This window comes from Rathayibacter sp. CAU 1779 (assembly GCF_054551755.1).
The window spans coordinates 58,620-85,340 of the sequence record NZ_JBTOLK010000003.1; the positions used below are offsets into that span (position 1 = coordinate 58,620).

Here is a 26,721-nt window from a genome sequence, read left to right on the forward strand (position 1 = left end):
ACACGCGCTTCGCGCAATCTTCCTCTGGTACGGACCGGGCTGCCGCAGGCATCAGTGCACACCGATCCGAACTGTCGCCGTCAACAGTCATCTGTTCTGCGTCGTCGCCGATCGGCGCCGACACGATCAGCCCTCGAAACGACAACGCGCCCGCCGGGGCCGAGGCCGCGGCGGGCGCGTTGTGCGCAGTGCGTGTCTGCGATCAGGCCTCGACGGTCTCCGCGGAGCCCTCTGCAGTCGCGGCGGGAGCCTCGGCCTCGGCCGACTCCTCGGCGATGACCGGCTGCAGCGACAGCTTGCCGCGGTCGTCCACCTTGGTGATCTCCACCAGGATCTTCTGGCCGACGGACAGCACGTCCTCGACGTTCTCCACTCGCTTGCCGCCGGCGAGCTTGCGCACCTCGGAGATGTGCAGCAGGCCGTCGCGACCGGGCAGCAGGGAGATGAAGGCGCCGAACGTGGCGATCTTCACGACGGTTCCGAGGAACTGGTCGCCCACCTCGGGGTTGGTCGGGTTGGCGATCGCGTTCACCTGGGCACGAGCCGCCTCGGCCGACGGTCCGTCGGTGGCGCCGATGTAGACGGTGCCGTCCTCCTCGATGGAGATGTCGGCGCCGGTCTCATCCTGGATCGCGTTGATCGTCTTGCCCTTCGGGCCGATCAGCTCGCCGATCTTGTCGACCGGGATCTGCACGCTGATCACGCGCGGAGCCGTCGGAGCCATCTCGTCCGGGCTGTCGATCGCGGCGTTGAGCACCGAGAGGATCGTGGTGCGGGCTTCCTTCGCCTGCTGCAGCGCACCGGCCAGCACCGACGACGGGATGCCGTCGAGCTTCGTGTCGAGCTGGATCGCCGTGACGAACTCGCTCGTGCCGGCGACCTTGAAGTCCATGTCGCCGAGGGCATCCTCGGCGCCGAGGATGTCGGTGAGCGCCGCGTAGCGCGTCTCGCCATCCAGCGTGTCGGAGATGAGGCCCATCGCGATGCCGGCCACCGGGGCGCGCAGCGGCACACCGGCGTTCAGCAGCGACAGCGTTGAGGCGCAGACCGAGCCCATCGACGTGGATCCGTTGGAGCCGAGTGCCTCGGACACCTGGCGGATCGCGTACGGGAACTCCTCGCGCGTGGGCAGCACAGGGACGAGCGCGCGCTCGGCCAGGAATCCATGGCCGATCTCGCGACGCTTCGGGCTGCCCACACGGCCGGTCTCACCGGTCGAGTAGGGCGGGAAGTTGTAGTGGTGCAGGTACCGCTTCTTGGTGACAGGCGACAGCGAGTCGATCTGCTGCTCCATCTTGAGCATGTTCAGCGTGGTGACGCCCAGGATCTGAGTCTCACCGCGCTGGAAGATCGCCGAACCGTGCACGCGCGGGATGACCTGCACCTCGGCGTCAAGAGGACGGATGTCGCGCAGACCACGTCCGTCGATGCGGATGCCCTCGCGCAGCACACGTCCGCGCATGACGACCTTCGACACCGACTTGTATGCAGCGGAGAACTGCTCGAGCGTCTCGGCAGGCAGTGCGCCGGCCTCGACCTTCTCGGCGATGGCGACCTTGACGCGGTCCTTGAGCGCGTCATCCGCGTTCTGTCGCTCGATCTTGTCGGCGATCTGGTACACGTTCACCAGGTCGTCGTAGGCGAGCCCGGCCACGTTGTCGTAGGTCTCCTGCGAGTAGGGCAGGAACACCGGGTAATCGGCGATGGCCTTCGCGGACTGCTGGGCGAGCACGGTCTGTGCGCCGACCAGCTGGCGGATGAACGGCTTCGCCGCCTCGAGGCCCTGCGCGACGACATCCTCGTTCGGCTTCGTCGCACCGGCCTGGATGAGGTCCCAACTGTGCTCGGTGGCCTCGGCCTCGACCATCATGATCGCGACATCGCCCTCGGAGCCGTCGTCGTTCGTGAGAACGCGGCCGGCGACGACGAGGTCGAACACGGCGTGCTCGAGCTGCGAGGCCTTCGGGAACGCGACCCACTGGTCCTCGTGCTCACCGTTGCCCGGGATGAACGCCAGGCGCACACCCGCGATGGGGCCGGAGAACGGCAGACCCGAGATCTGCGTGGATGCGGATGCCGCGTTGATCGCAAGAGCGTCGTAGAACTCGTCGGGCGCGATGCTCAGCACCGTGATGACGATCTGCACCTCATTGCGCAGGCCCTCGACGAACGAGGGACGCAGCGGGCGGTCGATGAGACGGCAGACCAGGATGGCCTCCGTCGACGGACGTCCCTCGCGGCGGAAGAACGAACCGGGGATCTTGCCGGCCGCGTACGACCGCTCCTCGACGTCGACCGTCAGCGGGAAGAAGTCGAAGTTGTCTTTCGGGTGCTTGCTGGCGCTGGTCGCGCTCAGCAGCATGGTCTCCTCGTCGAGGTAGGCGGCGACGGCGCCCTGCGCCTGCTGCGCCAGACGGCCGGTCTCGAACCGGACCGTGCGAGTGCCGAACCGACCGTTGTCGAGAACGGCCTCGGCGAATTTGATTTCTGGACCTTCCATTAAGGTCTCTTCTCCTTTGTTCGTGCGTCGTCCCGTGTGGACATGACGCACTCGCCCTTTCGTGCGGGAGAACAGGCAAAACCGAGCGACATGGGCTCCGCGCCGGCCATCAGTAGAAAAACACCATCCGCACTCACGCCGGCCCGGAACATGCGTTCGGAACGTGTCACGTGAGGGGTGCGGTTGGGATTCCACCACCGAGGACCAGCAGCCTGCCAGCCCCGCATAGCGAGTTTCGTGTGGTTATCGAACCGTGACGATCCTAGCAGAGGGGGTTGTTCAGTCGGGTTGGCCGTCACGAGGGCGGAAACCGTCGTCCCCGGCCTATCCGATTCGGCTGTCCCCTTCTGCCGCAGGTCTCGACCCGAGGCGACGCGAACGGACAGCGGGGTGGTGGGCGAGACAGCAGACGGCGGGCGGCCGCGGGTCGCAGCTCGCGCGTGGCCGACGACCTTCAGAGATCGGCGGCCACCTTCAGACAGCGTCCGCGAGCGCGATCACGCGCGCCGCGGCATCCGCGAGGGCGTCGCCGTAGCCGCGTCCGTAGCTCGCTGCGTGCACGGCCAGTGGATGCAGCTGGTGCAGCGGGACTCGGTCGAGCCATCCCGTCGGCAACGGGTGCACCGACTCGTAGCCGGCGATGATGTCGTCGAGGTGCGGGCATCCGAAGAGGGCGAGCATGGCGAGATCCGTCTCCCGATGGCCTCCGTGCGCCGCGGGATCGATGAGCACGACACCATCCGGCGACCAGAGCACGTTTCCGTTCCAGAGATCGCCATGGATGCGCGCCGGCCGCTCGTGGTCGTCGAATGCGCCGGACGAGATCTCCTCGCACGCCTGACGGACGATGGATGCCTGCCCTCGGCCGATCCCACCGGCGTCGATCGCGAGATCCAGATACGGGAGAACGCGGTCCCGCGCGTAGAAGACGCCCCAGGTGTGCTCCTCCGCCCGAGGAAGTGATCGACGGCCGATGAAGAGGGGACCGTGCCATCCGTCGGGTGGCGCGCCGAACGCCGCTGCACCCGCATCGTGTGTGACGGCGAGTGCTGCGCCGAAGCGGTGGGCGGCATCCGGAGTGGGGCGGGCGGATGGCACTCGTTCCAGCTCGATGCGTCCAGGAGCCACGTCGACGACCGCGACGGTGCGGGCGCCGCCTGCCGCGGCCAGCCAGGCCAGACCTGCCGCCTCGGCCTCGAAGAAGCGGGGCGGAGCATCCGGATTGGACTTGATCACCGTCTCGACCATCACGGCCACGCTACCGTCGCCGTTTCGCCTTGCCACGGGCGAAGGATCTCATCGGTGGAAAGGAGTCCGCGCGCCACAGCCGCACTCCCGGATGCGGCCACGCGCTGCCAACACACGAAGCAGGCTCTTAGTGGCGCGAACGCACGTTCGGGAGCAGTCTCGTGCGTCCGCGCGACCAGCGTCGTGCACTATCGAGGGGAGAAACGGTCACCCTCGGGAGGAGAGACGGGCACTCTCGCTAGGAGAAACGGGCACTCTCGGGCGGAGAGACGGGCACTCTCGGAAGGAGAGACGGGCACTCTCGGAAGGAGAGACGGGCACCCTCGGAAGGAGAAAGGGGCACTCTCGGAAGGAGAGACGGGCACTCTCGGGGAGGGCGTCAGGCGCGGACGCGAGGCCGTGCCTGGGCGCGCGCAGCTGCGCGATCGCGGCGGGCGCGCGGCGCGGTGAGCGCCAGGCCGAGGAGTACGCCGACGAGGGCACCGATGGTGTTCGAGATGACGTCGCGGATGTCGGACACGCGGCCGGGGATCCAGATCTGCGCCGTCTCGATGCCGAGGGTCATGAGGAACGGGATGAGGATGGCGAGCCACCACTGACGGCGTCCGAACAGGAGCAGGAAGAACAGGCCGATCGGCAGGAACATCGCGATGTTCGCCGTGAACTCGACACCGTCGTACGTGACCCAGTCCGTCGCGGGGTGCTCCCACAGGATCCGCAACACCTGCATCACGAGGCTGTTCTTGTCGCCGAAGTCCGGCTGCGGCCCCAGCGTGATCCACGCCACAGCCGCCAGATACACCAGCGTGACGACGCTCAGGAACGGATGCCTGCGGAACATCACCCAAGGATGGCGACCGTAGCTGGATGTGCGCTGGCGACCGGCTGGACCGACGCCATGGATCCGGTGATCGGATGCCGTGCCGTCGGATCAGGATGACTCAGTTCGGCAGGGACTCGTGTGCCGCATCGATCACGTCGGTCAGGGCTCCCAGGTCGAGTTCGAGCTTGTACGGACGCGAGGATCCGATCACCGTCGCAGGAGCGGCGACGTACCGTCCGCGTGCTGCGAGCGCACGCAGCCCCGCGTTGTATCGGATCGTCGCCTGGTCAGGCAGGAAGCCGACGTGGTAGATCCGATCCGGCACGACGACGTGCACGGCGATGCGGATGCGGAGGGCGAGCCAGCGCGTGGCATCCGGGACGAGCACCACGACGGGCGCCCGGCCCGCCCGCGCCTGGGCGCTGTCCAGCGCCGCTTGGTGACGGGCGGTGTCGGCGACGGGCGTCCGCGGCGCATCGCTTGTGCCGAGCCGCACGAGCTGGATGCCGTCGAGGCTCGTGAGCATGCCCGCCGCATCCGGATTGCGCCGACCGCGCACCAGCTGCACCACCAGGAGCACGATCAGCACGGCGGCCACCACTGCGGTGATCGCGAACAGGATCCAGTACACGACGGGCAACCGCTCTGGACGGATCGAGCCCGTGATGAGCAGAAGCAGGATCAGCAGGAGGTACGGCGCCGGCTCCCAGCGCCACAGCGGCTTGCGGAGCGGGCGGGTCATGCCTTCCACGTTATCGTCACGCGGACGTGAGCTTGGTGGAGGTCTCGATGCGCGCGGCGGTGCGCGTCCGAACCACTCGGACAACGCCCAGCACGATGAGCACTTGCCCCACCGTGTACGTGAGCATGACGACGGCGTCGTGGCCATGGAAGGCGAGAACCGACACGAAGTGCGCGATGCCGAGGATCGAGTCGGAGACGAGGAACACGGCGGATCCGACTGCCGCGATCGCGTTCGTTCCCGTGGCGAAGACGGCCATCGCACCGAGCGCCAGGCCGTAGACCGCAACGGGGACGAGCATGCTGCCGGCGTTCGGCCCGATGAGAGCGACGAGCCCAAGCCACCACACGGCGTAGACGACGCTCCAGACGCGTGGGCGTCGCATCCGTGCCGGCCAGGCGAACAGCACGATGTAGGCGACCTGCATGCAGAGGAAGAAGGCCAGCATGACCGTGAAGTCGGACGCGATGTCGCCGAGCCAGGCGAACAGCAGGGCGATCCCTCCGACCACAGACACCCGAACCGAACGCCGGCCGACGAGCCACAGGAACGGAATGGCGAGCAGCGGCATGAGCAGCGGCTTCACGGCAGCCGCCAGGGACGGGTCGCCGATAGCCGACCCGATCACGTCGATGACGGACACGATGGCGTACGGCGCGAACACGACGAGGTCGCTGATCCTGAGCTGTGATGCTGTCCACGCCGTTGTGGACTGGGCGGTAGGCATGGAGCGATCGTAGGGCCTCACTGCGACCCGGCCCGACGCAGCACCGCGCGGGCCTGCGCGAGGAGCGGCTCGTCGACCATCCCGCCGTCGAAGCGGAAGGCTCCCGCCGCCTGGTCGGCGGCGGCGAGAATCCGCCGCGCCCAGTCGATCCGTTCCGCGGTGGGACTGTAGGCGGCGCGCACCACTGGCACCTGAGCGGGATGCAGGCAGGCTGTGGCGGCGAAGCCGGAGGCGACGGCATCCGCTGCCTCTTCGGTGAGACCGTCGAGGTCGTCGAGGTCGACGTGCACGGCATCGATGGCATCCGCTCCCCCTGCTGCCGCCGCGAGGAGCACGGCCGAGCGTGCGAATCGCGCGACGTCGTGATACCGGCCGTCCGCTCGGCGGCTGGATGAGCCGCCGAGCGAGACGACGAGGTCCTCTGCCCCCCACATCAGCCCGGCGACGGCCGGGTGCCCGGCGATCTCCGGGGCGGCCAGCACACCGGGAGCCGTCTCGCACAGCGCGATGATGCGGATGCCGTCCAGCACGTCCGCGAGGCGGCCCACCTGATCCGCGGACTCCGTCTTGGCGAGCATCACCGTGCGGACCCGGGTGGAGCTGATCGCCTCCACGTCGTGGGCGAAGTCCGCGGTGTCTGCGGCGTTCACGCGCACGATCACGCGCTGCGCGGCATCCGGATCCGTCTCCGCCAGCTCCCGCGCGAAGGCCACCACCGCCTGGCGTGCGACCGCCCGGTCTGCGGAAGCGACGCCGTCCTCGAGGTCGAGGATGACGGCATCCGCACGCTGCAGCGCCTTGCCGAAGCGGTCGGGACGGTCGGCCGGGCAGAACAGCAGCGCAGGGCCGAGGCCGAGCCGGCCGGTCACGCCCTGTCCTCGCCCCGCTGATCGCCCCGCCCGCCCGCGTGCGTATCGGAGAGCCACATCAGCACGGACCGTCTCGCCGTGGCGACGACGGTTCCGTCCTGGTTGCGTCCCGTGTGGTCGAACGTGACGATCCCCTGCCCCTGACGGGATGCAGACGGCCGCTTCGCCGCGACCAGCGTCTCGCTGTAGAGGGTGTCGCCGTGGAACAGCGGATGCGGAAACGCGACATTCTCGAACCCCAGGTTCGCCACGATGGTGCCCTGCGTGAGCTGCCCGACGGATGCTCCGACCACGGTCGCCAGCGTGAACATCGAGTTCACGAGTCGCTGCCCGAACGGTTGGGTGGCGGCCCAGGCGGCATCCAAGTGCAGCGCCTGCGTGTTCATCGTCAGCGTGGTGAACAGCACGTTGTCCGCCTCGGTGACCGTACGGCCCGGTCGATGGAGGTACAGCGTGCCCACCTCGAGCTCGTCGTAGTACAGGCCGCGCTGGACGACGGTGCGGGTGGGTGTCTCGTCGGCGGTCATCGCGTCTCCTTCGTCCCGACCCGCTGGTCGAGCGTGTCGAAACCCCTCCTGAGTTACTGGTTTCGACACGCTCGACCAGCGGTTGCCGTCTATTCGTCGAATCCGAGCGAACGGGCGATGAGCATGAGCTGCACCTCGCTCGTCCCCTCGCCGATCTCCAGGATCTTCGAGTCGCGGTAGTGGCGGGCGACCGCGTTCTCGTTGAGATAGCCGTATCCGCCCATGATCTGGGACGCGTCGTGCGCGTTCGCCACCGCGGCCTCGGACCCGACCAGCTTGGCGATCGAGGCCTCCGTCTTGAACGGTGCGCCCGCGGCCATCTTGAACGCGGCGTCGTAATAGGCGAGCCGCGCGGTCTGGGCACGGGCCTGCATCCTGGCGAGCTGGAAGGCGATGTGCTGGTTCTGCCCGATCGGATGGCCGAACACGACACGGGACTTCGCGTAGCCGACGGCCTGCTCAAGGCATCCTTGGGCCGCGCCGGTGCACAGCGCCGCGAACGCGACGCGGCCTTCGTCGAGTGTGCTCAGGAAGTTCGCGTATCCGCGCCCCCGCTCGCCGAGCATGTTCTCCTTCGGCACGCGCACGCCGCGGAAGACGAGCGGATGCGTGTCCGAGGTGTGCCAGCCGACCTTGTCGTACGTGGGCAGCACGGTGAACCCCGGTGTGCCGGTCGGCACGATGATCGTGCTCAGCTCAGGGGCGACGGTGCCGTCGGCTTTGCGGCGTTCGCCCGTGACGGCCGTGACGATGACGAGGGACGTGATCGGAGTTCCGGAGTTGGTGATGAACTGCTTCGTGCCGTCGATGACCCAGTCGTCGCCGTCTTCGCGTGCCGTCGTCTTCGTGGCACCGGCATCCGATCCCGCGTCCGCCTCGGTGAGGCCGAACCCGGCGAGCGCGCGCCCGGCGACCAGGTCGGGCATCCAGCGCGCCTTCTGCTCCTGGGTGCCGTACCGGAACAAAGGCATCACACCGAGTCCGATTCCGGCCTCCAGGGTCACGGCGATGGACTGGTCCACCCGCGCGAGCTCCTCGACGGCGAGGCACAGCGAGAGGTAGTCGCGGCCGGATCCGCCGTACTCCTTCGGGAACGGCAGACCGAACAGCCCGAGCTGGCCCATCTGAGCGATGATCGTCATCGGCAGCGAGCGCTGGGTGTCGTAGTGGTACGCCTGCGGCGCCACGACGTGGTCGGCGAACTCGCGCACGTCGTGCCGCAGCTGGAGGTGCTCGGGCGTGAGGCGCGGGTCGTCGCCGACCGGGTTGCTGACGCTCCGTTTCGCAGCGGTGTCGATCATGATGGTCCTTCCGTCGTGAGGATGGTGCGGCTCGGATCGGCCGCGAAGGTGCCGCCCTGGGTGTGGGCGGAAGCGTCGGAGATGGATGCTCGGCCGCCCGCGTCGCTTGAGTCGGGGTCGCCCGAGTGGGAAGCGTCTGGCTCGGCGATCGCCTCGACGCTTGCGAGTTCCTGGTCGGATGTCACGCGGTCGCCGACGGCAACGGCGAGATGCACCACGCCGGCATGCGGCGCCGTCAGCCGGTGCTCCATCTTCATGGCCTCGATCACGAGCAGCCCGGCACCGTCCGCGACAGTCTCCCCGTCGGAGACGTCGACCGCGACGACGGTGCCCGGCATGGGTGCGCGCACGCGGGAGTCGGCCGCGGCACCGGACCCGATCGCCGCCGTGCCGCGTTCTGCTGCGGATCGGACGGAGGGCAGCATCCGCAACGCCCACGTGGATCCGTCGGAGGTCAGCCACATCGTGTCGCCGTCACGAGCGACTCGGAACCGTCGGGTCCGGTCGTCGAGGGCGACGAGCAGGTCGTGCTCGGAGCGGGCGAGGATCCGGACGTGTGCAGGGTCGCTCGTCCCGATCGTCGCCGTCGTCGCATCCGGAGTGCCGGACAGGGTGATTCCGGCGATCGTGTCACCGATCCCGACGTCGTAGCGCACCGGGTGCCTGCCGCCGAGGCGCCATCCCGTCGGACGCGACCACGGGGCATCCGATCCGGCATTCCAGGCATCGTCGTGCAGGAGCAATGCGGCGGCCGACAGAGCGTCGCGATCGCGCGCATCGAGGGCCGCGGTGCGCCGGCCCAGGTCATCGGCGGCCGGAGCGTTCGCCCCACCCGCGATGCCGGCATGTGGCGCGCTCGAGTCACGCTGCTGCGCAGCGTCGAGCATCCTCGCGATGAGCCCGGTGTCGAGCCGTCCGGCTCGCACGTCGGCGTCATCGATGAGGTCCAGCAGGAACGACAGGTTGGTGGTGACTCCGAGAACCGCCGTGTCGCGGAGTGCCGCCGACAGCCGCCGGAACGCCTCGTCGCGATCGCTCCCCCATGCGATCACCTTGGCCAGCATCGGATCGTAGGCATCGGTCACCGCCAGCCAGGGAACGAGCGCGCTGTCGACACGGATGCCGTCGCCCTCAGGCTCGTGCAGCACGAGGATTCTGCCCGTGGCGGGCAGGAAACCGCGTGCCGGATCCTCCGCGTACACACGGACTTCCACCGCATGCCCGGCGAGGCTCACGTCGCCCTGCGCGAACGCGAGCGGCTCCCCCGCGGCGATCCGTACCTGCTGTTCGACGAGGTCGATGGGGTGCTCCCGATCCTCCCCATGCGAGTCGCGGACGCGGCAGACGAGCTCGGTGACCGGATGCTCGACCTGCAGCCGCGTGTTCATCTCCATGAAGTAGAACGTGTCAGGGTCGCTTGCGGAGACCAGGAACTCGACGGTCCCCGCACCGGTGTAGCCGACGCTCCTGGCCACGTCGCAGGCGGCGGATCCGAGCCGCTCGCGCAACTGCGCACCCACCGCCGGCGACGGGCACTCCTCGACCACCTTCTGGTGGCGCCGCTGCAGTGAGCACTCGCGCTCGCCGAGGTGCACGACGTGACCGTGGGCATCCGCGAGCACCTGCACCTCGATGTGGCGTGGCGCCTCGATGAGTCGTTCGACGAAGAGCGCGTCATCGCCGAACGCCGCTAGCGCGACTCGTCGGGCGGTGCGGAGCGCTGCAGGCAGCTCGGATGCCACGCGCACCTCGGTCATACCCATTCCGCCGCCACCCGCCGACGGCTTCACCAGCACGGGGAGCCCGAGCCGCTCGGCGGCCGCGGCGAGCGCAGCGTCATCCAGGCTGCGGTCGTCCACGCCGGGGGTGACGGACACGCCGTGCTCGGCGACCAGCCGCTTGGCGCGCACCTTGTCGCCCATCGCCTCGATCGCGGACGCCGAAGGGCCGATGAAGACGATTCCCGCCTCGGCGCACGCCCTGGCGAATTCGGGGTTCTCGGAGAGGAATCCGTATCCCGGATGAATGGCTTGTGCGCTTGTCCGACGTGCCGCATCGAGCACGGCCTCGACGTCGAGGTAGCTGCGTGCGGCGTCAGCGGGACCGATGCGCACGGCCTCGTCGGCTTCGCGCACGTGGCGGGCACCGGCATCCGCATCGCTGTAGACGGCGACCGAGCGGATGCCCATGGCCCGCAGGGTGCGGATGACACGACAGGCGATCTCCCCACGGTTGGCGACCAGCACGGTGTCGAAGACAGGCGTGGTGTCGGACGGCGACACAGAGTTGGGGAGGGCTTCACTCATCGCTTCACATCCGGAAGAGGCCGAAGCGCGGCTCGCCGGCCGGCGGCAGCGGGGAACGGGAGACGACGTCGAGGGCGAGGCCGAGCACGGTCCGGGTGTCTGCGGGATCGATCACGCCGTCGTCCCAGAGCCGGGCCGTCGAGTAATAGGGGCTGCCCTGCTCGTCGTAGCGACGGCGGATCGGTTCGGCGAACGCCTCCTCCGCCTCGCTGCTCCACGTCTCGCCGCGATTCTCGATGCCGTCGCGCCGGATGGTCGACAGCACGGACGCCGCCTGCCGCCCGCCCATGACGGATACACGTGCGCCCGGCCACATCCAGAGAAAACGCGGGGAGTACGCGCGCCCGCACATCGAGTAGTTGCCGGCGCCGAAGGACCCGCCGATCACGACGGTGAGCTTCGGCACCCTGGTGGTGGAGACGGCGGTGACCATCTTGGCGCCGTGCTTCGCGATGCCGCCGGCTTCGGCATCCTTGCCCACCATGAAGCCGGAGATGTTCTGCAGAAACACGAGCGGGATGCCGCGCGCGTCGCACAACTCGATGAAGTGCGCACCCTTGAGCGCCGACTCGCTGAACAGCACGCCGTTGTTGGCGACGATTCCGACCGGATGCCCGTGCACGCGCGCGAAGCCCGTCACCAGTGTCGCGCCGTACTCGGGCTTGAACTCGGTGAACGTTTCGGCGTCCACCGTCCGTTCGATCACCTCGTGCACGTCGTACGAGGTCTGCAGATCGACGGGCACCACATCGAGCACGGATGCCGGATCCTTCGCTGGCGCACGGCTGGAGACCACCTCCCACGCAGGTTCCAGCGGCCGGGGCAGGGTGGCGACGATCTCGCGCACCATGCGGAGCGCGTCCTCGTCGTCCTCTGCAAGGTGATCGGTCACGCCCGAGACGCGCGAGTGCACGTCTCCTCCGCCGAGTTCCTCGGCCGTCACCTCCTCGCCGATCGCCGCCTTCACCAGCGGCGGGCCGCCGAGGAAGATCGTGCCCTGCCCGCGCACGATGACGTTCTCGTCGCTCATCGCCGGCACGTAGGCACCACCTGCTGTGCAGGAGCCGAGCACGGCGGCTATCTGCGGGATGCCTGCGGCCGACATGCGCGCCTGGTTGAAGAAGATGCGTCCGAAGTGGTCGCGGTCGGGGAAGACCTCGTCCTGCATCGGCAGATAGGCACCGCCGGAATCGACGAGGTAGATGCACGGCAGGCGGTTCTCGAGCGCGATCTCCTGGGCTCGGAGATGCTTCTTGACCGTCATCGGGAAGTACGTGCCGCCCTTGACCGTTGCGTCGTTGCAGACGACCATCACGTGCCTGCCGCAGACGAGCCCGATGCCGGCGATGACGCCCGCCGCCGGGCACTCGTCGTCGTACATTCCATACGCCGCAAGAGGCGCGACCTCGAGGAAGGGACTGCCCGGATCCAGCAGCCGGTCGACGCGGTCCCGCGGCAGCAGCTTGCCGCGCGACGTGTGGCGCTGGCGCGCGGCGTCGCTTCCACCGTGCGCGGCTCGGGCGAGACGCTCCTGCAGCTCTGCGACGAGCGCCCGTTGAGTGCTGGCGGATGCCGGCGGTCTGTCGTCGGTCTGCACGGCTGTCATCGACATGGTGCCGCCTCCCCGCCCTCGTCGCGGCGCCGGAGGGTCGGCTCCGTCGCCGCTGTTCTCGACCCCGGGATCCGCCGCAGGTCGCTGTGCTCGTGGGTGATACGTCGCGCGTGACGGCACCGGATCCGAGACGCGATCCGAGCCTGGTGCACGATTCGGTTAAGAATGTCTAACCGAAATAAGGTTAGCGACCATTAACCGAAGTGTCTAGGGTGAAGGGGTGACGGGCGAGACGGACAGCCGGGCGAACAGCGGGGCGAAACGGCCAGTCCTCCGCGACGTGCTTTCGACACCTGGCTCTGGGCCGGCCGCACCGCAGGGAGCGACAGCGCGCAGCCGCGCCAAGGCGGATCGCCGCGAGGCGCTTCTGGCCGCCGCGGCTGCGCTGTTCGCCGAGCGCGGGTTCGCCGGTGTCTCCATCGAGGATCTCGGATCTGCCGTCGGAGTCAGCGGACCTGCCGTGTACAAGCACTTCAGCGGCAAGCAGGCCGTGCTCGCCGCGCTCCTCATCGACGTCAGCGAGGGACTGCTGTCCGGCGGTCGTGCGTGCATCGCGGATGCCGCGTCAGCACGGGACGCGCTCGAAGCCCTCATCGCCTTCCACGTCGAGTTCGCACTCTCCCAGCCCGATGTCATCCGGGCGCAGGACCGCGACCTCGACAGTCTCTCCGCAACGGATGCCGCCAGGGTGCGCACGCTGCAGCGCACCTACGTCGAGCTCTGGGTCGACGTGCTGCAGGAGCTCCGCTCGGACGAGGACCGCCGCGCGCTGCGCGTGCGAGCACTCGCCGTGTTCGGGCTGATCAACTCGACGCCGCATTCCAGCCGTGCTCACACCGCGAGCAGACCGCCGCTGGCCGTCGTCGGCGCGCTGCTGCGCGAGATGGCGCTCGCGTGCCTCCTGCCACCTGTGCCCGGTCGGCACTGACAAGGCGTCGCAACCCGCTCGGTCGCGGCTGACGCATCGCCGCTGCCGACCCCTCCTCGCGCTGGAGGCGCTGGACGCCTCTGGCGATTCGACGATTCGCCGTGCGGAAATCGTGATCTCCGCACGGCGAACCGTGTGCATTCCGGCCTGTGCGGCGCCGACCTGGCGTCGGCGGCATGCCGACGTCCCACCGACCGGACCGGCGGGTCGCCCTGGGCGGGCGCAGCTCCTGATGAGTTGTGCGCCTCGACGTGCTCCACCCGCTCAGGGAGATGACCGCCGGGGTTCAGGTGGCCCGGCGTGCGCTCACTGCGCAGCCGAGCCATGCCCTGGCTTTCAGGCCATGGCGAGCGCCGCGGCCGGATCCGACAGGATGCGCGCCACATCGCGCAAGAGCCGCGATCCCTGCTCGCCGTCGATCACCCGGTGGTCGAAGGTGAGGCTCAGGGTCATGACCTGCCGCAGGCGCACCTTGCCCTTGTGCTCCCAGGGACGCCGCGCGACGGCACCGAGCCCGAGGATCGCCGTCTCGCCGGGATTCAGCAGCGGCGTGCCGGCATCCACGCCGAAGACGCCGACGTTCGTGATCGTGATGGTACCGCCGGAGAACTCGGACGGCGTCGACTTGCCGGACCGCGCGCGGTCGACGAGCGCGACGAGCGCGTCGGCGAGGTCGGGCATCCGCATGCTTGCCGCGTCACGGATGTTCGGCACGACGAGTCCGCGCTGCATCGCCACCGCGATCCCCAAGTTGACCGTCGGCGGCGTGACGATCTCGCCGGTCGTCTCGTCCCAGCGCGTGTTGGCCTCCGGCGTCGACTCCAGTGCCAGGCAGAGTGCCTTCGCAGCCAGCGTCAGCACCGTGATGCGGCGTCCGCGGAACTCTGCGGTGTCGGCCAGCCGGTCGAGGAGGCGGATGCCCCTGGTCACGTCGACCGTCAGGAATTCCGTCACCTGCGGCACGGCGGCACTGCGCACCATGGCCTCCGCCGTGCGCCGTCGCACGCCGGTCGCGGGCGTGCGGACCTCACCGGGTGTTGACGTGCGATCGGCGTCCGGCGCCGTTCCGGTGTGGGACGTGCCCGGCTCGTCCACTTTCTCGACGGTGCGGCCGGGTGCGACATCCGAACTCACGGATGGTGTCCCGCCGCCTCCCATGCCGAGCGCGGCCGGACGCTCCCACACGAAGGGCTCGGCCAGCCGTCCTGACCGGGAACGCCGCTGCGGCCGTTTGGACGACTGCGCCTTGGGCCCGCGCCCGACGAGCACGGCGTGGCGCTCCTCGTCATCGCCGGCCGCACGGTCGGCAGGAGCTCCCGAGGATGCTGATCCGTTCGTCGCCTCGACCCTGGGGCGTCCGCCCTCGTGACCGACGACCGGTCGCCCAGAGCGTGCGCCCGATGCTCCGGCAGCGGTACCGGCGGTGGCGCCGACCGGCTCGGCGACGCGCGCATCCTCGGATGCCGATGCCACGGCATCCGCGTCGTCTCCGGCGACACCCTCGGGCGCCGGACCGCTTCCGTCATCGATGTCGAATGTCATCAGCGGCGCACCGACCTCGAGCGTCTCCCCCGGCTCGGCATGCAGCGCGCGCACGACGCCGGCGAACGGCGACGGCACCTCGACGAGCGCCTTCGCGGTCTCGACCTCGGCGATGATCTGGTTCAACTCCACCGTGTCACCGACCGAGACACGCCAGGCGACCACCTCGGACTCGGTCAGCCCCTCGCCCAGATCGGGCAGCGCGAACTCCTTGACGCTCACACCCTCACCCCCATCACGCGGTCGACCGCATCGAGTATGCGGTCGAGATCCGGAACGTAGTGGTCCTCCAGCTCCGACGGCGGATACGGGATGTTGTGCCCGGTGACCCGCAACGGCGGAGCCACGAGTCTGTCGAAGCAACGTTCGGTGACCATGGCGGCGATCTCCGCTCCGAGGCCGCCGAACCGCTGCGCCTCGTGTGCGATCACGAGGCGTCCGGTCTTGGCGACGGATGCCGTTATCGCGTCCTCGTCCAGCGGCGAAAGCGACCTGAGGTCGATCACCTCGATGGACACGCCGTCGTCCTCCGCCGCGACAGCCGCATCCTTCGCGGTCTGCACCAGCGGACCGTAGGTCACGAGCGTCACGTCGGATCCGGCGACGACGACGCGAGCCCGGTCGAGCGACGGCGCGTCGGCGGCATCGGGCAACACGTCGCCCTTCGCCCAGTAGCGTCGCTTCGGCTCGAAGAACACCACCGGGTCGTCGCACTCGATCGCCTGACGGATCATCGTGTACGCGTCCTGCGGATTCGAGCACGCCACGACGCGCAGGCCGGGCGTGTGGGCGAAGTACGCCTCAGGCGACTCGGAGTGATGCTCGACGGATCCGATCCCGCCGCCGAACGGTACCCGGATGGTGATCGGCATGCTCACGGCGCCGAGCGTGCGATACCGCATCTTCGCCACCTGTGCCACGATCTGGTCGAAGCCGGGGAACACGAATCCGTCGAACTGGAGTTCGCAGACCGGGCGGAATCCGCGGTACGCGAGGCCGATCGCCGTGCCGATGATGCCTGCCTCCGCCAGCGGCGTGTCGATCACGCGGTCGACGCCGAAGCGGGCCTGCAGGCCGTCGGTGACACGGAACACGCCACCGAGCTTGCCGATGTCCTCGCCGAGCAGCAGCACGCGGTCGTCTGCCTCCATGGCATCCGCGAGTCCTGTCGTGATGGACTTCGCGAGCGTGAGCTCCGTCATCGTGACACCCCCTCGCCGTCTGCCTCGTCGACGTTCTCGAACGATGCGAGATAGGCCGCGTAGGCGTCACGCTCGCGCGCGAGCGATGGCGGCGTCTGTGCGTAGACGTCGTCGAAGATGGCGAGCGGATCCCTGGGCCGCAACGCGAGGCACGCCTCACGGAGGGATGCCGCCACCTCGTCCGACCTCGCCTTGACGGCGGCCGCACGCTCTTCGTTCAGCATGCCGGAGTCGGTCAGCAACAGGCGCATCCGCTCGATCGGATCGCGTTCCTTCCACGACTCGAGCTCGTCCTTGTCCCGATACCTGGTCGGATCGTCCGAGGTGGTGTGCGGCCCCATGCGATACGTGACGGCCTCGATGAACATCGGGCCCTCGCCGGTGCGCGCGTGGTCGAGCGCCATCCGAGTCGCCGCCAGCACGGCGAGCACGTCGTTGCCGTCCACGCGGATGCTCGGGATGCCGAAGCCGGGCGCCCTGTCCGCGATGGGTTTCTGCGCCTGCAGTCCGACGGGCTCCGAGATGGCGTACTGGTTGTTCTGGCAGAAGAAGACGACGGGTGAGTTGTACGCGGCGGCGAAGATCATCGCCTCGTTCGTGTCGCCCTCGCTCGTTGCACCCTCGCCGAAGTAGGCGATCGCGACGGCGTCGGAGCCGTCGCGCGTGATGCCCATGGCGTAGCCGACGGCGTGCAGGGTGTGGGCGCCGATGATCACCGTCGGAGTCGCCATGTTCACCGTGTACGGATCCCACCCGGAGAACTGCGAGCCCTTCCAGACGCGCAGCAGGTCGGGCATCGAGACGCCTCGCACGTACGCGACGGCGTTCTCACGGTAGGTCTCGAACACGAAGTCGTCAGAACGAAGCGCTCGCGCGGATCCGATCTGCGCAGCCTCCTGGCCGGTGAGCGGTGCCCAGAGGAGCAACTGACCCTGACGCTGCAGCGCCGTCGCCTCGGTGTCGATACGACGCGCGACCACCATGTCCTGATACAGCCCGAGGAGTTGCTCCTCGAACACGTCGGCGACCCATGGGTCGAGGTCGGGGTCGTTCAGCCGTTGTCCGTCAGGGGCGATCAGCCGGGCGAGAGAGCCCTGCCGTGTGGACGTGTCTGTACCAGGTCGGATGGTGAGCATCGTTGTACGCAGCCTTCATCGATCGTGACCGGCGGATGCTTGTGGCGAGCCGGCCCGCGCGGCACCGTTGCCGAGCGTCCTTTTCAGAGTACGACGACGGCCCCGCGCGAGGCCAGGGCGCGCTGCGAAACTCGCACGAGCGTGCGGGCGGTGCGCATCACTCGTGCGCGGACGCCGCTTTCCGCGCGTCGATCGAGCGTGCGATCGCCTCCGCGCCGTAGTCGAAGGCGGCTTCGGGGTCCCCGCCCAACTGGAACGCCCCGGCGAGCTCCATCGTGAGGAATCCGTAGGCCCAGGCGGTGATGGTCCTGGCCGCATCCAGTGCTGCATCGGGCCCCGCGAGACGTTGAGAGGCGGCGAGGACCGCGGTGGCCGAACGCGCGAGGGCCTCGCGGGGCGGTTTGGCGGCATCCGGCAGCACTCCGAACACGAGGCCGAAGAAGTGCGGATGGTCATGCGCGAATCCGCGCAGTGCGTGTGCCATGGCCACCACGCCGTCGAACGGGTCGTCGGTCGAGGAGGCCGATGCGTCGTCGAGCACGCTCGCGAGCTCGGCGATGACACGCTCAACCGCGAGTCCGAGCAGGTGGTCGCGACTCTGCACGCGTTTGTAGAGGGAAGGCGCCCGCACACCCACCCGGTCGGCCACGGCCTGCATCGTCAGCGCCTCCTGCCCACCCGAGTCCACGAGGTCGAGCGCAGCCGCGATGATCTCGTCGGTGCTGGTTCGCGTCGGTGCTGGCATCTCACGCTCCTCGTCGGACTACGGATTACGGCGACGTCGTACCGGAATGAACACGACGCCTTCGACGTTGGCTATTGACATTAGCCTACATGGCTAACTATCGTAGCCTTCATCGACGCGCGGCTTCCCGGCCGTGACCACTCCCGAAAGGAATCGACAATGGAACTCGCCCCCGGTCTCCACCGAGTCGGAAACGATCTCGTCGCCGCCTATCTCATCGAGGGCGACGGCGGCCTCACCCTCGTCGACGCCGGAATCGCCGGCCAGTTCGCCGATCTGCAGCGCGAACTGAAGGCCATGGGTCGCACCGTCTCCGATATCCGCGGCGTCATCCTCACGCACGGCGACACCGACCACATCGGCTACGCGGAGAAACTGCGCTCGGAGCATGGCATCCCGGTCTACGTGCACGAGGCGGATGCCGCCCGCGCTCGCGGCGAGGAATCGACGCACCCGGCGTGGGGCGACATGCACCTCGGGGCGACGACCCAGTTCCTCTGGTACACGCTGCGCAAGGGCGGGCTGCGCACGAAGTTCCTCACCAAGGTCGTGACAGTCAGCGATGGCGACGTCCTCGACCTGCCGGGCAGCCCGCAGATCGTGTCGCTGCCTGGCCACTCCGCCGGGAGCATCGCGGTCGTCGCACCCTCGGTCGACGCGGTGTTCGTCGGTGACGCGTTCACGACCCGGCATGTGCTGACCGGCGCCAAGGGGCCCCAGCCCGCACCCTTCACCGACGACGAGGATGCCGCAGCCCGGTCGCACGCGAAGCTCGCCTCGATCGACGCCACCTGGGTGCTGCCCGGCCACGGGACCCCATGGAACAAGGGAACGCGTCAGCTCGCTTCGGAACTCGCTCGAGCGGATACCGCTGCCTGAGTCGCGAGTGCGGCGCACCCCGAACCTGAGACCAAATATCTCATCCATGATGTTACGGTGGCGTCATGACCGATGTACAGGCTCTTGTCCAGGATGTGTCGACTCGAGTGCCGGATGCGGCAGTCCCGACCGAACGCGTGGACTCCGCTCCGACGAGCCCCTCGCGCGAAGTCGGCGCACTCATCCGCAGCGCGCGCAAGGGCCGCGGCCTGACCCAAGCCCAGCTCGGAGAACGGATCGGCACCAGCCAGAGCGCTGTCAACCGCATGGAGCAGGGCGGCCAGAACCTCAGTCTTGAGATGATCGCCCGCATCAGCGCGGCGTTGGACCAGCAGATCGTCTCGATCGGCAACGCGCCCCAGCATCTGCACCTTCGGGTTCAGGGCGGTCACAAGCTGAGCGGATCGATCGCGGTCAACTCGAGCAAGAACGGCGCCGTCGCACTCCTGTGCGCCTCGCTGCTGAACCGCGGCGTGACCCGCCTGCATCGCATGGCTCGCATCGTCGAGGTCGACAGGATCATCGACGTGCTGCGCAGCCTCGGCGCGAGCGTGACGTGGTCGGAGGACGGCGAGACACTCGAGATCATCGCGCCCGAGGAATTGCGCCTCGATGCGATCGACGCGGCAGCCGCGCGTCGCACCCGGAGCGTCCTGATGTTCCTCGGCCCGCTCAGCGGACGATTCGATTCCTTCCGTCTGCCCTACGCGGGCGGATGCGACCTCGGCACCCGCACGGTTGAGCCGCACCTCATCGCGTTGCGTCCGTTCGGCCTGAGTGTGAACGCCACGGGAGGTTGGTACCAGGCATCCGTCGATCGCGACAAGACCGGGCCACGGCGGATCGTGCTCACCGAGCGCGGCGACACCGTGACCGAGAACGCCATCCTCGCTGCCGCTGCTCACGACGGCGAAACCGTCATCCGCAATGCGAGCCCCAACTACATGGTTCAGGACCTGTGCTTTTTCCTGGAGCTCCTCGGCGTACGCATCGACGGCATCGGCACGACAACCCTGCGCATCGTCGGCAAGCCCGAGATCGACGCGGAGGTCGACTACTGGCCGAGCGAGGATCCCGTGGAGGCGATGAGCCTGCTCACGGCCGGCATCGTCACGGAGTCGACGCTGTCGGTGACGCGGGCGCCCATCGAGTTCCTGGAGATCGAACTTGCCACACTCGCAGAGATGGGGCTGAAGTTCGAGGTCAGCGAGGAGTATCCGGCGGCGAACGGCCGCACGCGACTGGTGGACATCACCGTGCATCCGTCCCGTCTGCACGCGCCGATCGACAAGATCCACGCCATGCCGTTCCCGGGACTCAACATCGACAATCTGCCGTTCTTCGTCATCATCGCGGCTATGGCACAGGGCACCACGCTCATCCACGACTGGGTGTACGAAGGGCGGGCGATCCATCTGCTCGACCTGACCAGGCTCGGTGCGAGCGTGACCCTGCGCGATCCGCACCGCCTCGATGTGACGGGCCCGGCCCACCTGTCAGGTGCCGAGGTGAGCTGCCCACCGGCGCTGCGTCCGGCGGTCGTGATCCTCATCGCGATGCTCGCGGCGAAGGGCGAGAGCGTTCTGCGCAACGTGGACATCATCGCCCGCGGCTACGAGAGCCTGCAGGAGCGGCTCGTCTCGCTCGGCGCCTCGATCGAGGCATTCCGCGACTGAGTCCGCGGACATCGCTGCGGGCGCGGAACGGCAGCGAGATCTCGTTTCGATGACAGAGGCTGCGCGTCGCGACCGCGGTAGTCCGCGGTTCCTGTCATCGAAACGGGATCTCGCGCGCCGGAGACACGAGAACGGCCCGCCACCGAAGTGACGGGCCGTTCCCCAAGAGTTCGCGTTGTCGTGCGAAGAGCTGCCGTATCGGCAACCGTTCTCGACTGCTCCTTATCGGCGCAGGCCGAGACGCTCGATGAGCGAGCGGTAACGGTTGATGTCGATCTCCTGCAGGTAACCCAGCAGGCGGCGACGCTGCCCAACGAGCAACAGCAGGCCACGACGTGAGTGGTGGTCGTGCTTGTGCTCCTTGAGGTGCTCGGTGAGGTCCTTGATCCGCTTGGTCAGGATCGCGACCTGAACCTCCGGGGATCCGGTGTCACCGGGGTGGGTTGCGTACTCTTCGATGATCGCCTTCTTGACATCTGCATCGAGTGCCATAAATTCGATCCCCTTCCTCTCGTTGCGCGGTGCCGCAGGCCGAATGCCTGGGCGCTCTTTTTCCGCGGCCGTCATGACGGCAACCCGAAGAGTCTACCAGCGCCGCGCTGCATGAAGTGACGGCGCAGTGCGCCGTCACGCACGCGGCGCCGCGATGGCTATGCCGTCGCGGTTATGAGCTGCTGCACTCCGCGTGGGCGCGCGGTACTCCACGCCTGCACAAAAGCGTCACGCGACAGCGTCGCGCGCCTTCTCCAGCACCCGGTAGTGGAGCAGACCGAAGCAGTACACATAGAGGAGAACTGCCGGGACGGCGCCGAAGAACCAGGTCCATCCCGCGGCGCCGACGGCGAGTGTGAGCACGGCCGTCACGGCCCCGCTGATGACGACGAGCACGCCGAGGCCGACACCGATCCAGGCGCCGACGACGCTGTAGAGGCCGACCACGGCGCCGCGATTGAGGCGCGCGACGGCCTGTGGCGTCTTCGCCTTGCGATAGGCGGCGACGGAGGCGAAGCGGCTGGAGACATCCGCGAAGTACCAGACGGCGGCAGCGAAGGTGAGGATGGTCGCGGCGAGTGCCCAGCCGAACGAGGCTGCGCTCTTCGTGGCGACCGACACCTCGGCGGCGATGAGCCAGGATGCGACGACACCGAGCAGCGCGTATCCGACGGCGGCCCAGCGCAGCTTGAGCCCTAGGTCGACGATGATCTCGTCGTGGGTCCCGAGGAGAGGATCGTTCGCCAGCTGCGTCGCCGTGAGCGGTGCGGGCTCGGGTGCCGGTGACGGACTGGGCGTAGGAAGGGGCGAGGACGCCGAGGGCTCGGCATCCTCGATCGGAGCCGGCGCCTGCCAGGGCTCGCCCGATGCCTCGGCCGCGATGTCCTCGACGGTGTACTCGGACTCGGCCTCCGGTCTTTCGGTGCTCGGGCTGGTCTTCCTCGTCGGGGTCACAGGTGGCCTCCTCTCGGGCCGCACGGATGCCGTGGGCCGGTTCTCGAACTACCCGAACGAGACTACCGGCCCTGTTCGGGGGACGACCTGTCAGGTGCGCGCGAGCCGCGGAACGTTACCGTGATCACATGGCGGACGACGGGTCTCGCACGGCGAGCGAGGTGAGCGGTTCCGAGCTCACGCCGATGGGCATTCTGACCGCTGCCGCCGTCGGCGTCGCCGACGCCGCGTTCCTTCCGGCATGGCACCTCCTGGGTGTGCGCGCCAGGAGGTGGATGCAGCGTCAGGCGCGTCATCCGCTCGACGGATCGCCCGTGCTCCTGCTGCCTGGAGTGCACGAGTCTCCGCGCTTCCTCGATCCGTTCGCCGCGCTCGCGCTGGCGAACAGGCGGCCGCCGCACGTGATCATCGCACTGCACCGAAACGTGCGTCCGATCACCAGGACGGCGCTGGAGACGGCCGACTACCTGGAACGCCACGATCTCAACGACGTGCTGATCATCGCGCACAGCAAGGGCGGTCTCGTCGGCAAGCAGGTGATGACATGGGAGCGCACGAGCGGACGCATTCGCGGGATGGTCGCCGTCGCGACGCCGTTCTCGGGATCCGTGTTCGCCACACGGGCGCCGCTGCGGTCGCTGCGCGACTTCTCCCCCGCCGACGAGACGCTGCTCGAGCTCGCCGCGAATCGCACGGCGAATCGTGCGATCGTCTCGACGTTCCCCGACTTCGATCCGCAGATTCCCGGTGGAAGCAGGCTTCCGGATGCGCTGGCCAACGTGCGTCTCCCCACCGCCGGCCACTTCCGGGTGCTGGCTGAACCGGAACTGTGGGCGTTGCTGCGGCGAGTGCTGCGCACGACTCGGCGGCCGGGAAGCGATAGCACCGCAGCGAACGCGATGATCCGTCTCAGCGGAAGGCGATGATCCCGTCGCCCCACGCCTGACGAAGGCGTCCGTGCGGATCCGAGACGATGCGATCGCGTGCCGCGAAGACGTACGTATAACGCGAATCCGTGTCGTAGCGCGGCCAGAACGGCTCCATGCCGACCGGATTCGGATCACCGTCCGTTGCGAACGAGACCCAGCGGCGCTGCATCCGCTCGGTGAGCTTCCGTCCCGAGGAGACGGCACCCGCCGCGAGCCAACGCGGCACGGGCGTGCCGAAGACGTGCGGCAGCTCTGCGCCGTGCATGGCGCCGAGGCCGGTGACGCGCAGCAGCGGAGGAGCGAAGTCGAACTCGTACGCCCAGGTCGGGGCGAACCGGCTCTGCGCCGAGGCGGCCCAGACCGTCGGCATGCGGAAGGCGGCATCCGTCGACAGCTGGAGTGCCGGCCGTAGGCGCGGGTATCCCCGATAGCCGGACGGCACGGCCAGCGCCTCCGGCGTGCCGAGACGCTCCACCATGAGCTGCACCGCCTTCGACGTGTTCGGCACGATCGGCGAGCGCAGCAGGCGGAACAGCATCGCCTCGTCGCGATTCGAACCGATCATGAGCGGGATGCGCAACGCGTCTCCCCTTGCCATCGCGGTGAGCGGATATTCCGGCACCAGTTCGCCGTCCACGACCGGCGCGACGGGAATGGTCCCCGGCTCCGTGGTGCTCGTGTCGACGATGAGCCTTGCGCCGGCCTCGATGAGCGCTCCCGCCGGGATGCGCCGCAGCCGATGCACCTGGTCGGCCGTGACATCCAGCCTGCGCAGAAAGCGCTCGGCGGCGACGCGCGCGGTTTCCCGCGTGTAGACGGTGCCGACGGGCGAGCTCTGCGCGATCGCCTTGTGCACGAGCCCCTCGGCGCTCGGCGTCGCCATCATGGTCGTGACGGCTCCTGCTCCGGAGGACTCGCCGAAGAGGGTGACGCGGTCCGGCGATCCACCGAACGCGCGGATGTTGTCCCTCACCCAGGCGAGCGCCGCCAGCTGGTCGCGCTGCCCGAGGTTGCTCTCGAACACGTCGTCCGCCGTCGAGAACGACGACAGGTCGAGGTAGCCGAGCGGTCCGATCCGGTAGTTGAAGGTGACGACGACCGCTCCGAGCCCTGCCAGTCGCGTGCCGTCGTAGAGCGGATCCGCGGAGGATCCCACGTAGTATGCGCCGCCGTGGATCCACACCATGACGGGCAACCCGGCATCACCGAGCTCAGGCGTGTACACGTTGACGGTGAGGCAGTCCTCGCTCATCTCCCGCCGCTGGCCGCCCGGACCGCCCTGGATCGGCTGCGGGGCGATGCGGCTGAACATCGTCGCGTCGCGCACGCCTTCCCACGGATCGGGCGGTCGCGGGGAGCGGAACCGCAACTCTCCGACGGGCGGTGCCGCGTAGGGGATCCCCTTGAAGGTGTACAGCTCTCCGCCGTGCACACCTCGCACGTCGCCGTGCACCGTGGCGACGACCGGATTGGTCTTCTCGTCGACTCCGACGACCGTCGTATGCCTCCCGCTCACCGTCTCAGGCTAGGCCGTGTTGCGGCCACCGAGCGTGGCGAAGCCGGCGGCGCGCCCTCAGAGGGAGGCGATGCTGTACACCGGGCTGTCGCCCAGGCGCTCGCGACCCCCCAGATCCGCGAGTTCGAGGACGACGCCGAAGCCCGCGACGGAGTAGCCGGCACCTGCGATGAGGCGGGCCGAAGCCGCCAGCGTTCCGCCGGTGGCAAGCACGTCGTCGAGCACCAGCACACGAGAGCCGCGCGGAAGCCTGTCGGGCTCCAGCTCGAGGCTCGCAGTGCCGTACTCCAGGTCGTACGTCTCAGTGAGGACCACGCCAGGGAGTTTGCCCGCCTTGCGCACGACCAGCACACCGACACCGGCCGCGTACGCGACAGCTGCCGCCAGCACGAATCCTCGTGCCTCGACTCCCGCGACGGCGTCGAAGCCACCCTCGAAGCGAGCGGCGAGGTCGTCCACAAGCGCTCGGAAGGCCGCCCCGTCCGCGAAGACCGGTGCGAGGTCGCGGAAGAGGATGCCGGGCTCCGGGAAATCCGGGACGCTCACGAGCAGACGGTCCAGTTCTTCACGCGCGCGACTCACCCGCCTACTCTAGGCGTGCTCTCTGCACCGAGGTCGCATCGTCGGCAACGGCTCGTGCCGCAGCCGTCACGCGTCGGCGTGCACGCCGTGTAGCGTCGAAAGCCGTGCCGCACGACCATCCCGAGGGCGAGAGCCCGGCCCCCGAAACCGCCAACGCCGATGACGTCGCGCCCCGCCGACGCTCGGTCTTCGTCGACCTGAGCCCGCTGCGCAGCAGCCCGGCCTTCGCCCGGCTCTGGATCGGCGGGTCCATCTCCGGAATCGGCGGCCAGATGACGATCGTCGCCATCGGTCTTCAGGTCTACGACCTCACCCGGTCCACACTCGCCGTGTCGGGCGTCGCCCTCTTCGCGCTGCTGCCGATGGTGTTCTTCGGCATCTACGGCGGCATGCTCGCGGATGTCGTCGACCGGCGTCTGCTCGCGCTGCTGTCCGCGATCGTGGCGTGGGGATCCACCGTCACGATCGCGTCGCTCGCCTGGTTCCACGTCGACAACGTGTGGCTGCTCTACGTGCTCGCCACCGTCAACTCCGTGGCCGCCACGGTGGTCTCGAGCACCCGGATGGCGATCCTGCCTCGACTGCTGGACCGCAGGCTCATCCCTGCGGCATCCGCGCTCGGCGGCATCTCCACCGGTGTCTCGGTCACACTCGGCCCCGCCCTCGCCGGCGTCCTCGTCGCCGCGGTCGGCTTCGGCTGGACCTACTCCGTCGACGTCGTGCTTTTCGTGTTCGCGTTCCTCGGCATCGCCACGCTGCCCTCCATCGTGCCGGAGGGCGACGCTGCGAAGCGGGGATGGGCATCCGTCGTGGAGGGCATGCGGTTCCTGGGGACGGCGCCGAACGTGCGGATGTCGTTCATCGCCGACATCATCGCCATGACGTTCGGGCAGGCGCGCGTGCTCCTGCCTGCCGCCGGCTCCCTGCTGCTCGGCGGCGGCGCCGTGACGGTGGGGGCGCTCACCGCGGCGTTCGCGATCGGAGCGCTGATCAGCAGCGTCTTCTCCGGTCCGCTCGGGCACGTGAGGTTCCAGGGTCTCGCGGTGGGGCGATCCGTGATCGTCTACGGCGCGTTCATCCTCGCTCTGGGGATCGAACTGGGGCTTCTCACGACCGGATGGTTCGGGCAGGCGGATGCCGCGCATCCGAACATCACCGCCATCGTCATCGCGTGCCTGCTCTTCGCCGGCGCCGGCGCCGCGGACAACGTGTCGTCGATCTTCCGCCAGACCATCCTGCAGACAGCGACGCCGGACACCATGCGCGGACGGATCCAGGGCGTCTTCACCGTCGTCGTGACGGGCGGTCCCCGTCTCGGCGACCTCTACGCCGGAGCCGCCGCAGCTCTCGTCGCGCTGTGGTTCCCGCCCGCATTCGGCGGAATCGTCATCATCGCCGCGCTCGTGCTGTTGCTGCGCCTGCAGCCGACATTCCGCCACTACGACGCGATGCACCCGACGCCGTAGGGCGCGGGTGCATCGCAGT

At 68.8% G+C, this 26,721-nt stretch carries 23 protein-coding genes; 5 read left to right on the forward strand and 18 right to left on the reverse strand.

The genetic code is table 11. The annotated features are described in order from the left end of the window. Positions 1–202: 202 nt before the first annotated feature. The 10 genes from ACX9R5_RS14460 to ACX9R5_RS14505 all read right to left on the reverse strand — a co-directional run bounded on the left by ACX9R5_RS14460 (position 203) and on the right by ACX9R5_RS14505 (position 12,655). Entirely contained in the window at positions 203–2,500 is a 2,298-nt protein-coding gene (locus ACX9R5_RS14460; RefSeq protein ID WP_459409748.1) for a polyribonucleotide nucleotidyltransferase, read from the reverse strand. Positions 2,501–2,974: 474 nt separating this feature from the next. Continuing rightward, positions 2,975–3,748 (reverse strand): fructosamine kinase family protein, encoded by a 774-nt coding sequence (locus ACX9R5_RS14465; protein ID WP_459409749.1) that lies wholly within the window; start codon positions 3,746–3,748, stop codon positions 2,975–2,977. A gap of 379 nt (positions 3,749–4,127) precedes the next feature. Then, a complete protein-coding gene (locus tag ACX9R5_RS14470) occupies positions 4,128–4,589 on the reverse strand; it encodes a VanZ family protein (RefSeq protein WP_459409750.1) in 462 nt (153 codons plus the stop codon). Between the two features lie 100 nt (positions 4,590–4,689). After that, the gene (locus ACX9R5_RS14475; protein ID WP_459409751.1) at positions 4,690–5,313 is read right to left on the reverse strand and encodes a hypothetical protein; all 624 of its coding nucleotides are present in this window, start codon (positions 5,311–5,313) and stop codon (positions 4,690–4,692) included. A 16-nt stretch (positions 5,314–5,329) separates the two neighbouring features. After that, a complete protein-coding gene (locus ACX9R5_RS14480; protein WP_459409752.1) occupies positions 5,330–6,040 on the reverse strand; it encodes a lysoplasmalogenase in 711 nt (236 codons plus the stop codon). A 17-nt stretch (positions 6,041–6,057) separates the two neighbouring features. Then, positions 6,058–6,909: an HpcH/HpaI aldolase/citrate lyase family protein gene (locus tag ACX9R5_RS14485; RefSeq protein ID WP_459409753.1), complete on the reverse strand. Its 852-nt coding sequence runs from the start codon at positions 6,907–6,909 to the stop codon at positions 6,058–6,060. After that, a complete protein-coding gene (locus tag ACX9R5_RS14490) occupies positions 6,906–7,436 on the reverse strand; it encodes a MaoC family dehydratase (RefSeq protein ID WP_459409754.1) in 531 nt (176 codons plus the stop codon). Before ACX9R5_RS14490 ends, ACX9R5_RS14485 begins: the two co-directional genes overlap by 4 nt. An 89-nt stretch (positions 7,437–7,525) precedes the next feature. Beyond that, the gene (locus tag ACX9R5_RS14495; RefSeq protein WP_459409755.1) at positions 7,526–8,737 is read right to left on the reverse strand and encodes an acyl-CoA dehydrogenase family protein; all 1,212 of its coding nucleotides are present in this window, start codon (positions 8,735–8,737) and stop codon (positions 7,526–7,528) included. Continuing rightward, entirely contained in the window at positions 8,734–11,043 is a 2,310-nt protein-coding gene (locus ACX9R5_RS14500; protein WP_459409756.1) for an acetyl/propionyl/methylcrotonyl-CoA carboxylase subunit alpha, read from the reverse strand. Before ACX9R5_RS14500 ends, ACX9R5_RS14495 begins: the two co-directional genes overlap by 4 nt. 4 nt (positions 11,044–11,047) lie before the next feature. Then, a complete protein-coding gene (locus tag ACX9R5_RS14505) occupies positions 11,048–12,655 on the reverse strand; it encodes a carboxyl transferase domain-containing protein (RefSeq protein ID WP_459409757.1) in 1,608 nt (535 codons plus the stop codon). A gap of 280 nt (positions 12,656–12,935) precedes the next feature. Between ACX9R5_RS14505 and ACX9R5_RS14510 the strand changes: the two genes are divergently transcribed. Beyond that, positions 12,936–13,583 carry a TetR/AcrR family transcriptional regulator gene (locus ACX9R5_RS14510; RefSeq protein WP_459410097.1) on the forward strand — a complete coding sequence of 216 codons (648 nt, stop codon included), beginning with the start codon at positions 12,936–12,938 and terminating at the stop codon, positions 13,581–13,583. A 336-nt stretch (positions 13,584–13,919) separates the two neighbouring features. On the opposite strand, the gene ACX9R5_RS14515 is transcribed toward ACX9R5_RS14510, so the two are convergent. From ACX9R5_RS14515 to ACX9R5_RS14530, 4 genes are all read right to left on the reverse strand, one after another. Continuing rightward, positions 13,920–15,347 (reverse strand): dihydrolipoamide acetyltransferase family protein, encoded by a 1,428-nt coding sequence (locus tag ACX9R5_RS14515; RefSeq protein ID WP_459409758.1) that lies wholly within the window; start codon positions 15,345–15,347, stop codon positions 13,920–13,922. Next, complete coding sequence (locus ACX9R5_RS14520) at positions 15,344–16,327, reverse strand: alpha-ketoacid dehydrogenase subunit beta (RefSeq protein WP_459409759.1); 984 nt, start codon at positions 16,325–16,327, stop codon at positions 15,344–15,346. The genes ACX9R5_RS14515 and ACX9R5_RS14520 overlap by 4 nt, the downstream gene beginning before the upstream one ends. After that, positions 16,324–17,463: a pyruvate dehydrogenase (acetyl-transferring) E1 component subunit alpha gene (gene pdhA / locus ACX9R5_RS14525; protein WP_459409760.1), complete on the reverse strand. Its 1,140-nt coding sequence runs from the start codon at positions 17,461–17,463 to the stop codon at positions 16,324–16,326. The genes ACX9R5_RS14520 and pdhA overlap by 4 nt, the downstream gene beginning before the upstream one ends. A 157-nt stretch (positions 17,464–17,620) precedes the next feature. After that, positions 17,621–18,208: a TetR/AcrR family transcriptional regulator gene (locus ACX9R5_RS14530; RefSeq protein WP_459409761.1), complete on the reverse strand. Its 588-nt coding sequence runs from the start codon at positions 18,206–18,208 to the stop codon at positions 17,621–17,623. 159 nt (positions 18,209–18,367) lie between these two features. Between ACX9R5_RS14530 and ACX9R5_RS14535 the strand changes: the two genes are divergently transcribed. Both ACX9R5_RS14535 and ACX9R5_RS14540 read left to right on the forward strand, forming a co-directional pair. Continuing rightward, entirely contained in the window at positions 18,368–19,087 is a 720-nt protein-coding gene (locus ACX9R5_RS14535) for an MBL fold metallo-hydrolase (RefSeq protein WP_459409762.1), read from the forward strand. A gap of 65 nt (positions 19,088–19,152) precedes the next feature. Beyond that, positions 19,153–20,763, forward strand: a complete 1,611-nt coding sequence (locus ACX9R5_RS14540; RefSeq protein WP_459409763.1) for a helix-turn-helix domain-containing protein — start codon at positions 19,153–19,155, stop codon at positions 20,761–20,763. 222 nt (positions 20,764–20,985) lie between these two features. On the opposite strand, the gene rpsO is transcribed toward ACX9R5_RS14540, so the two are convergent. Then, positions 20,986–21,255, reverse strand: coding sequence for a 30S ribosomal protein S15 (rpsO, locus tag ACX9R5_RS14545; RefSeq protein WP_146317451.1), 270 nt, complete (start codon positions 21,253–21,255; stop codon positions 20,986–20,988). 228 nt (positions 21,256–21,483) lie between these two features. Further along, complete coding sequence (locus ACX9R5_RS14550; RefSeq protein ID WP_459409764.1) at positions 21,484–22,209, reverse strand: hypothetical protein; 726 nt, start codon at positions 22,207–22,209, stop codon at positions 21,484–21,486. Positions 22,210–22,337: 128 nt separating this feature from the next. Between ACX9R5_RS14550 and ACX9R5_RS14555 the strand changes: the two genes are divergently transcribed. Then, positions 22,338–23,135: an esterase/lipase family protein gene (locus ACX9R5_RS14555; RefSeq protein ID WP_459409765.1), complete on the forward strand. Its 798-nt coding sequence runs from the start codon at positions 22,338–22,340 to the stop codon at positions 23,133–23,135. Here the strand turns inward: ACX9R5_RS14555 and ACX9R5_RS14560 are convergent. Both ACX9R5_RS14560 and ACX9R5_RS14565 read right to left on the reverse strand, forming a co-directional pair. Then, the gene (locus ACX9R5_RS14560) at positions 23,119–24,654 is read right to left on the reverse strand and encodes a carboxylesterase/lipase family protein (RefSeq protein WP_459409766.1); all 1,536 of its coding nucleotides are present in this window, start codon (positions 24,652–24,654) and stop codon (positions 23,119–23,121) included. The two genes, ACX9R5_RS14555 and ACX9R5_RS14560, sit on opposite strands and share 17 nt — an antisense overlap. Positions 24,655–24,711: 57 nt before the next feature. Then, positions 24,712–25,236: an adenine phosphoribosyltransferase gene (locus ACX9R5_RS14565; RefSeq protein ID WP_459409767.1), complete on the reverse strand. Its 525-nt coding sequence runs from the start codon at positions 25,234–25,236 to the stop codon at positions 24,712–24,714. 104 nt (positions 25,237–25,340) lie between these two features. On the opposite strand from ACX9R5_RS14565, the gene ACX9R5_RS14570 reads away from it, so the two are divergent. Beyond that, complete coding sequence (locus ACX9R5_RS14570; RefSeq protein WP_459409768.1) at positions 25,341–26,702, forward strand: MFS transporter; 1,362 nt, start codon at positions 25,341–25,343, stop codon at positions 26,700–26,702. The last annotated feature ends 19 nt before the right edge of the window (positions 26,703–26,721 follow it).

What these genes read in the sequence shown, in the direction of transcription:
- ACX9R5_RS14460 (WP_459409748.1), bottom strand. Translation starts at nt 2,500, where the DNA reads ATGGAAGGTCCAGAAATCAAATTCGCCGAGGCCGTTCTCGACAACGGT.
- ACX9R5_RS14465 (WP_459409749.1), bottom strand. Translation starts at nt 3,748, where the DNA reads ATGGTCGAGACGGTGATCAAGTCCAATCCGGATGCTCCGCCCCGCTTC.
- ACX9R5_RS14470 (WP_459409750.1), bottom strand. Translation starts at nt 4,589, where the DNA reads ATGTTCCGCAGGCATCCGTTCCTGAGCGTCGTCACGCTGGTGTATCTG.
- ACX9R5_RS14475 (WP_459409751.1), bottom strand. Translation starts at nt 5,313, where the DNA reads ATGACCCGCCCGCTCCGCAAGCCGCTGTGGCGCTGGGAGCCGGCGCCG.
- ACX9R5_RS14480 (WP_459409752.1), bottom strand. Translation starts at nt 6,040, where the DNA reads ATGCCTACCGCCCAGTCCACAACGGCGTGGACAGCATCACAGCTCAGG.
- ACX9R5_RS14490 (WP_459409754.1), bottom strand. Translation starts at nt 7,436, where the DNA reads ATGACCGCCGACGAGACACCCACCCGCACCGTCGTCCAGCGCGGCCTG.
- ACX9R5_RS14495 (WP_459409755.1), bottom strand. Translation starts at nt 8,737, where the DNA reads ATGATCGACACCGCTGCGAAACGGAGCGTCAGCAACCCGGTCGGCGAC.
- ACX9R5_RS14500 (WP_459409756.1), bottom strand. Translation starts at nt 11,043, where the DNA reads ATGAGTGAAGCCCTCCCCAACTCTGTGTCGCCGTCCGACACCACGCCT.
- ACX9R5_RS14505 (WP_459409757.1), bottom strand. Translation starts at nt 12,655, where the DNA reads ATGTCGATGACAGCCGTGCAGACCGACGACAGACCGCCGGCATCCGCC.
- ACX9R5_RS14520 (WP_459409759.1), bottom strand. Translation starts at nt 16,327, where the DNA reads ATGACGGAGCTCACGCTCGCGAAGTCCATCACGACAGGACTCGCGGAT.
- pdhA (WP_459409760.1), bottom strand. Translation starts at nt 17,463, where the DNA reads ATGCTCACCATCCGACCTGGTACAGACACGTCCACACGGCAGGGCTCT.
- ACX9R5_RS14530 (WP_459409761.1), bottom strand. Translation starts at nt 18,208, where the DNA reads ATGCCAGCACCGACGCGAACCAGCACCGACGAGATCATCGCGGCTGCG.
- ACX9R5_RS14535 (WP_459409762.1), top strand. Translation starts at nt 18,368, where the DNA reads ATGGAACTCGCCCCCGGTCTCCACCGAGTCGGAAACGATCTCGTCGCC.
- ACX9R5_RS14540 (WP_459409763.1), top strand. Translation starts at nt 19,153, where the DNA reads ATGACCGATGTACAGGCTCTTGTCCAGGATGTGTCGACTCGAGTGCCG.
- rpsO (WP_146317451.1), bottom strand. Translation starts at nt 21,255, where the DNA reads ATGGCACTCGATGCAGATGTCAAGAAGGCGATCATCGAAGAGTACGCA.
- ACX9R5_RS14555 (WP_459409765.1), top strand. Translation starts at nt 22,338, where the DNA reads ATGGCGGACGACGGGTCTCGCACGGCGAGCGAGGTGAGCGGTTCCGAG.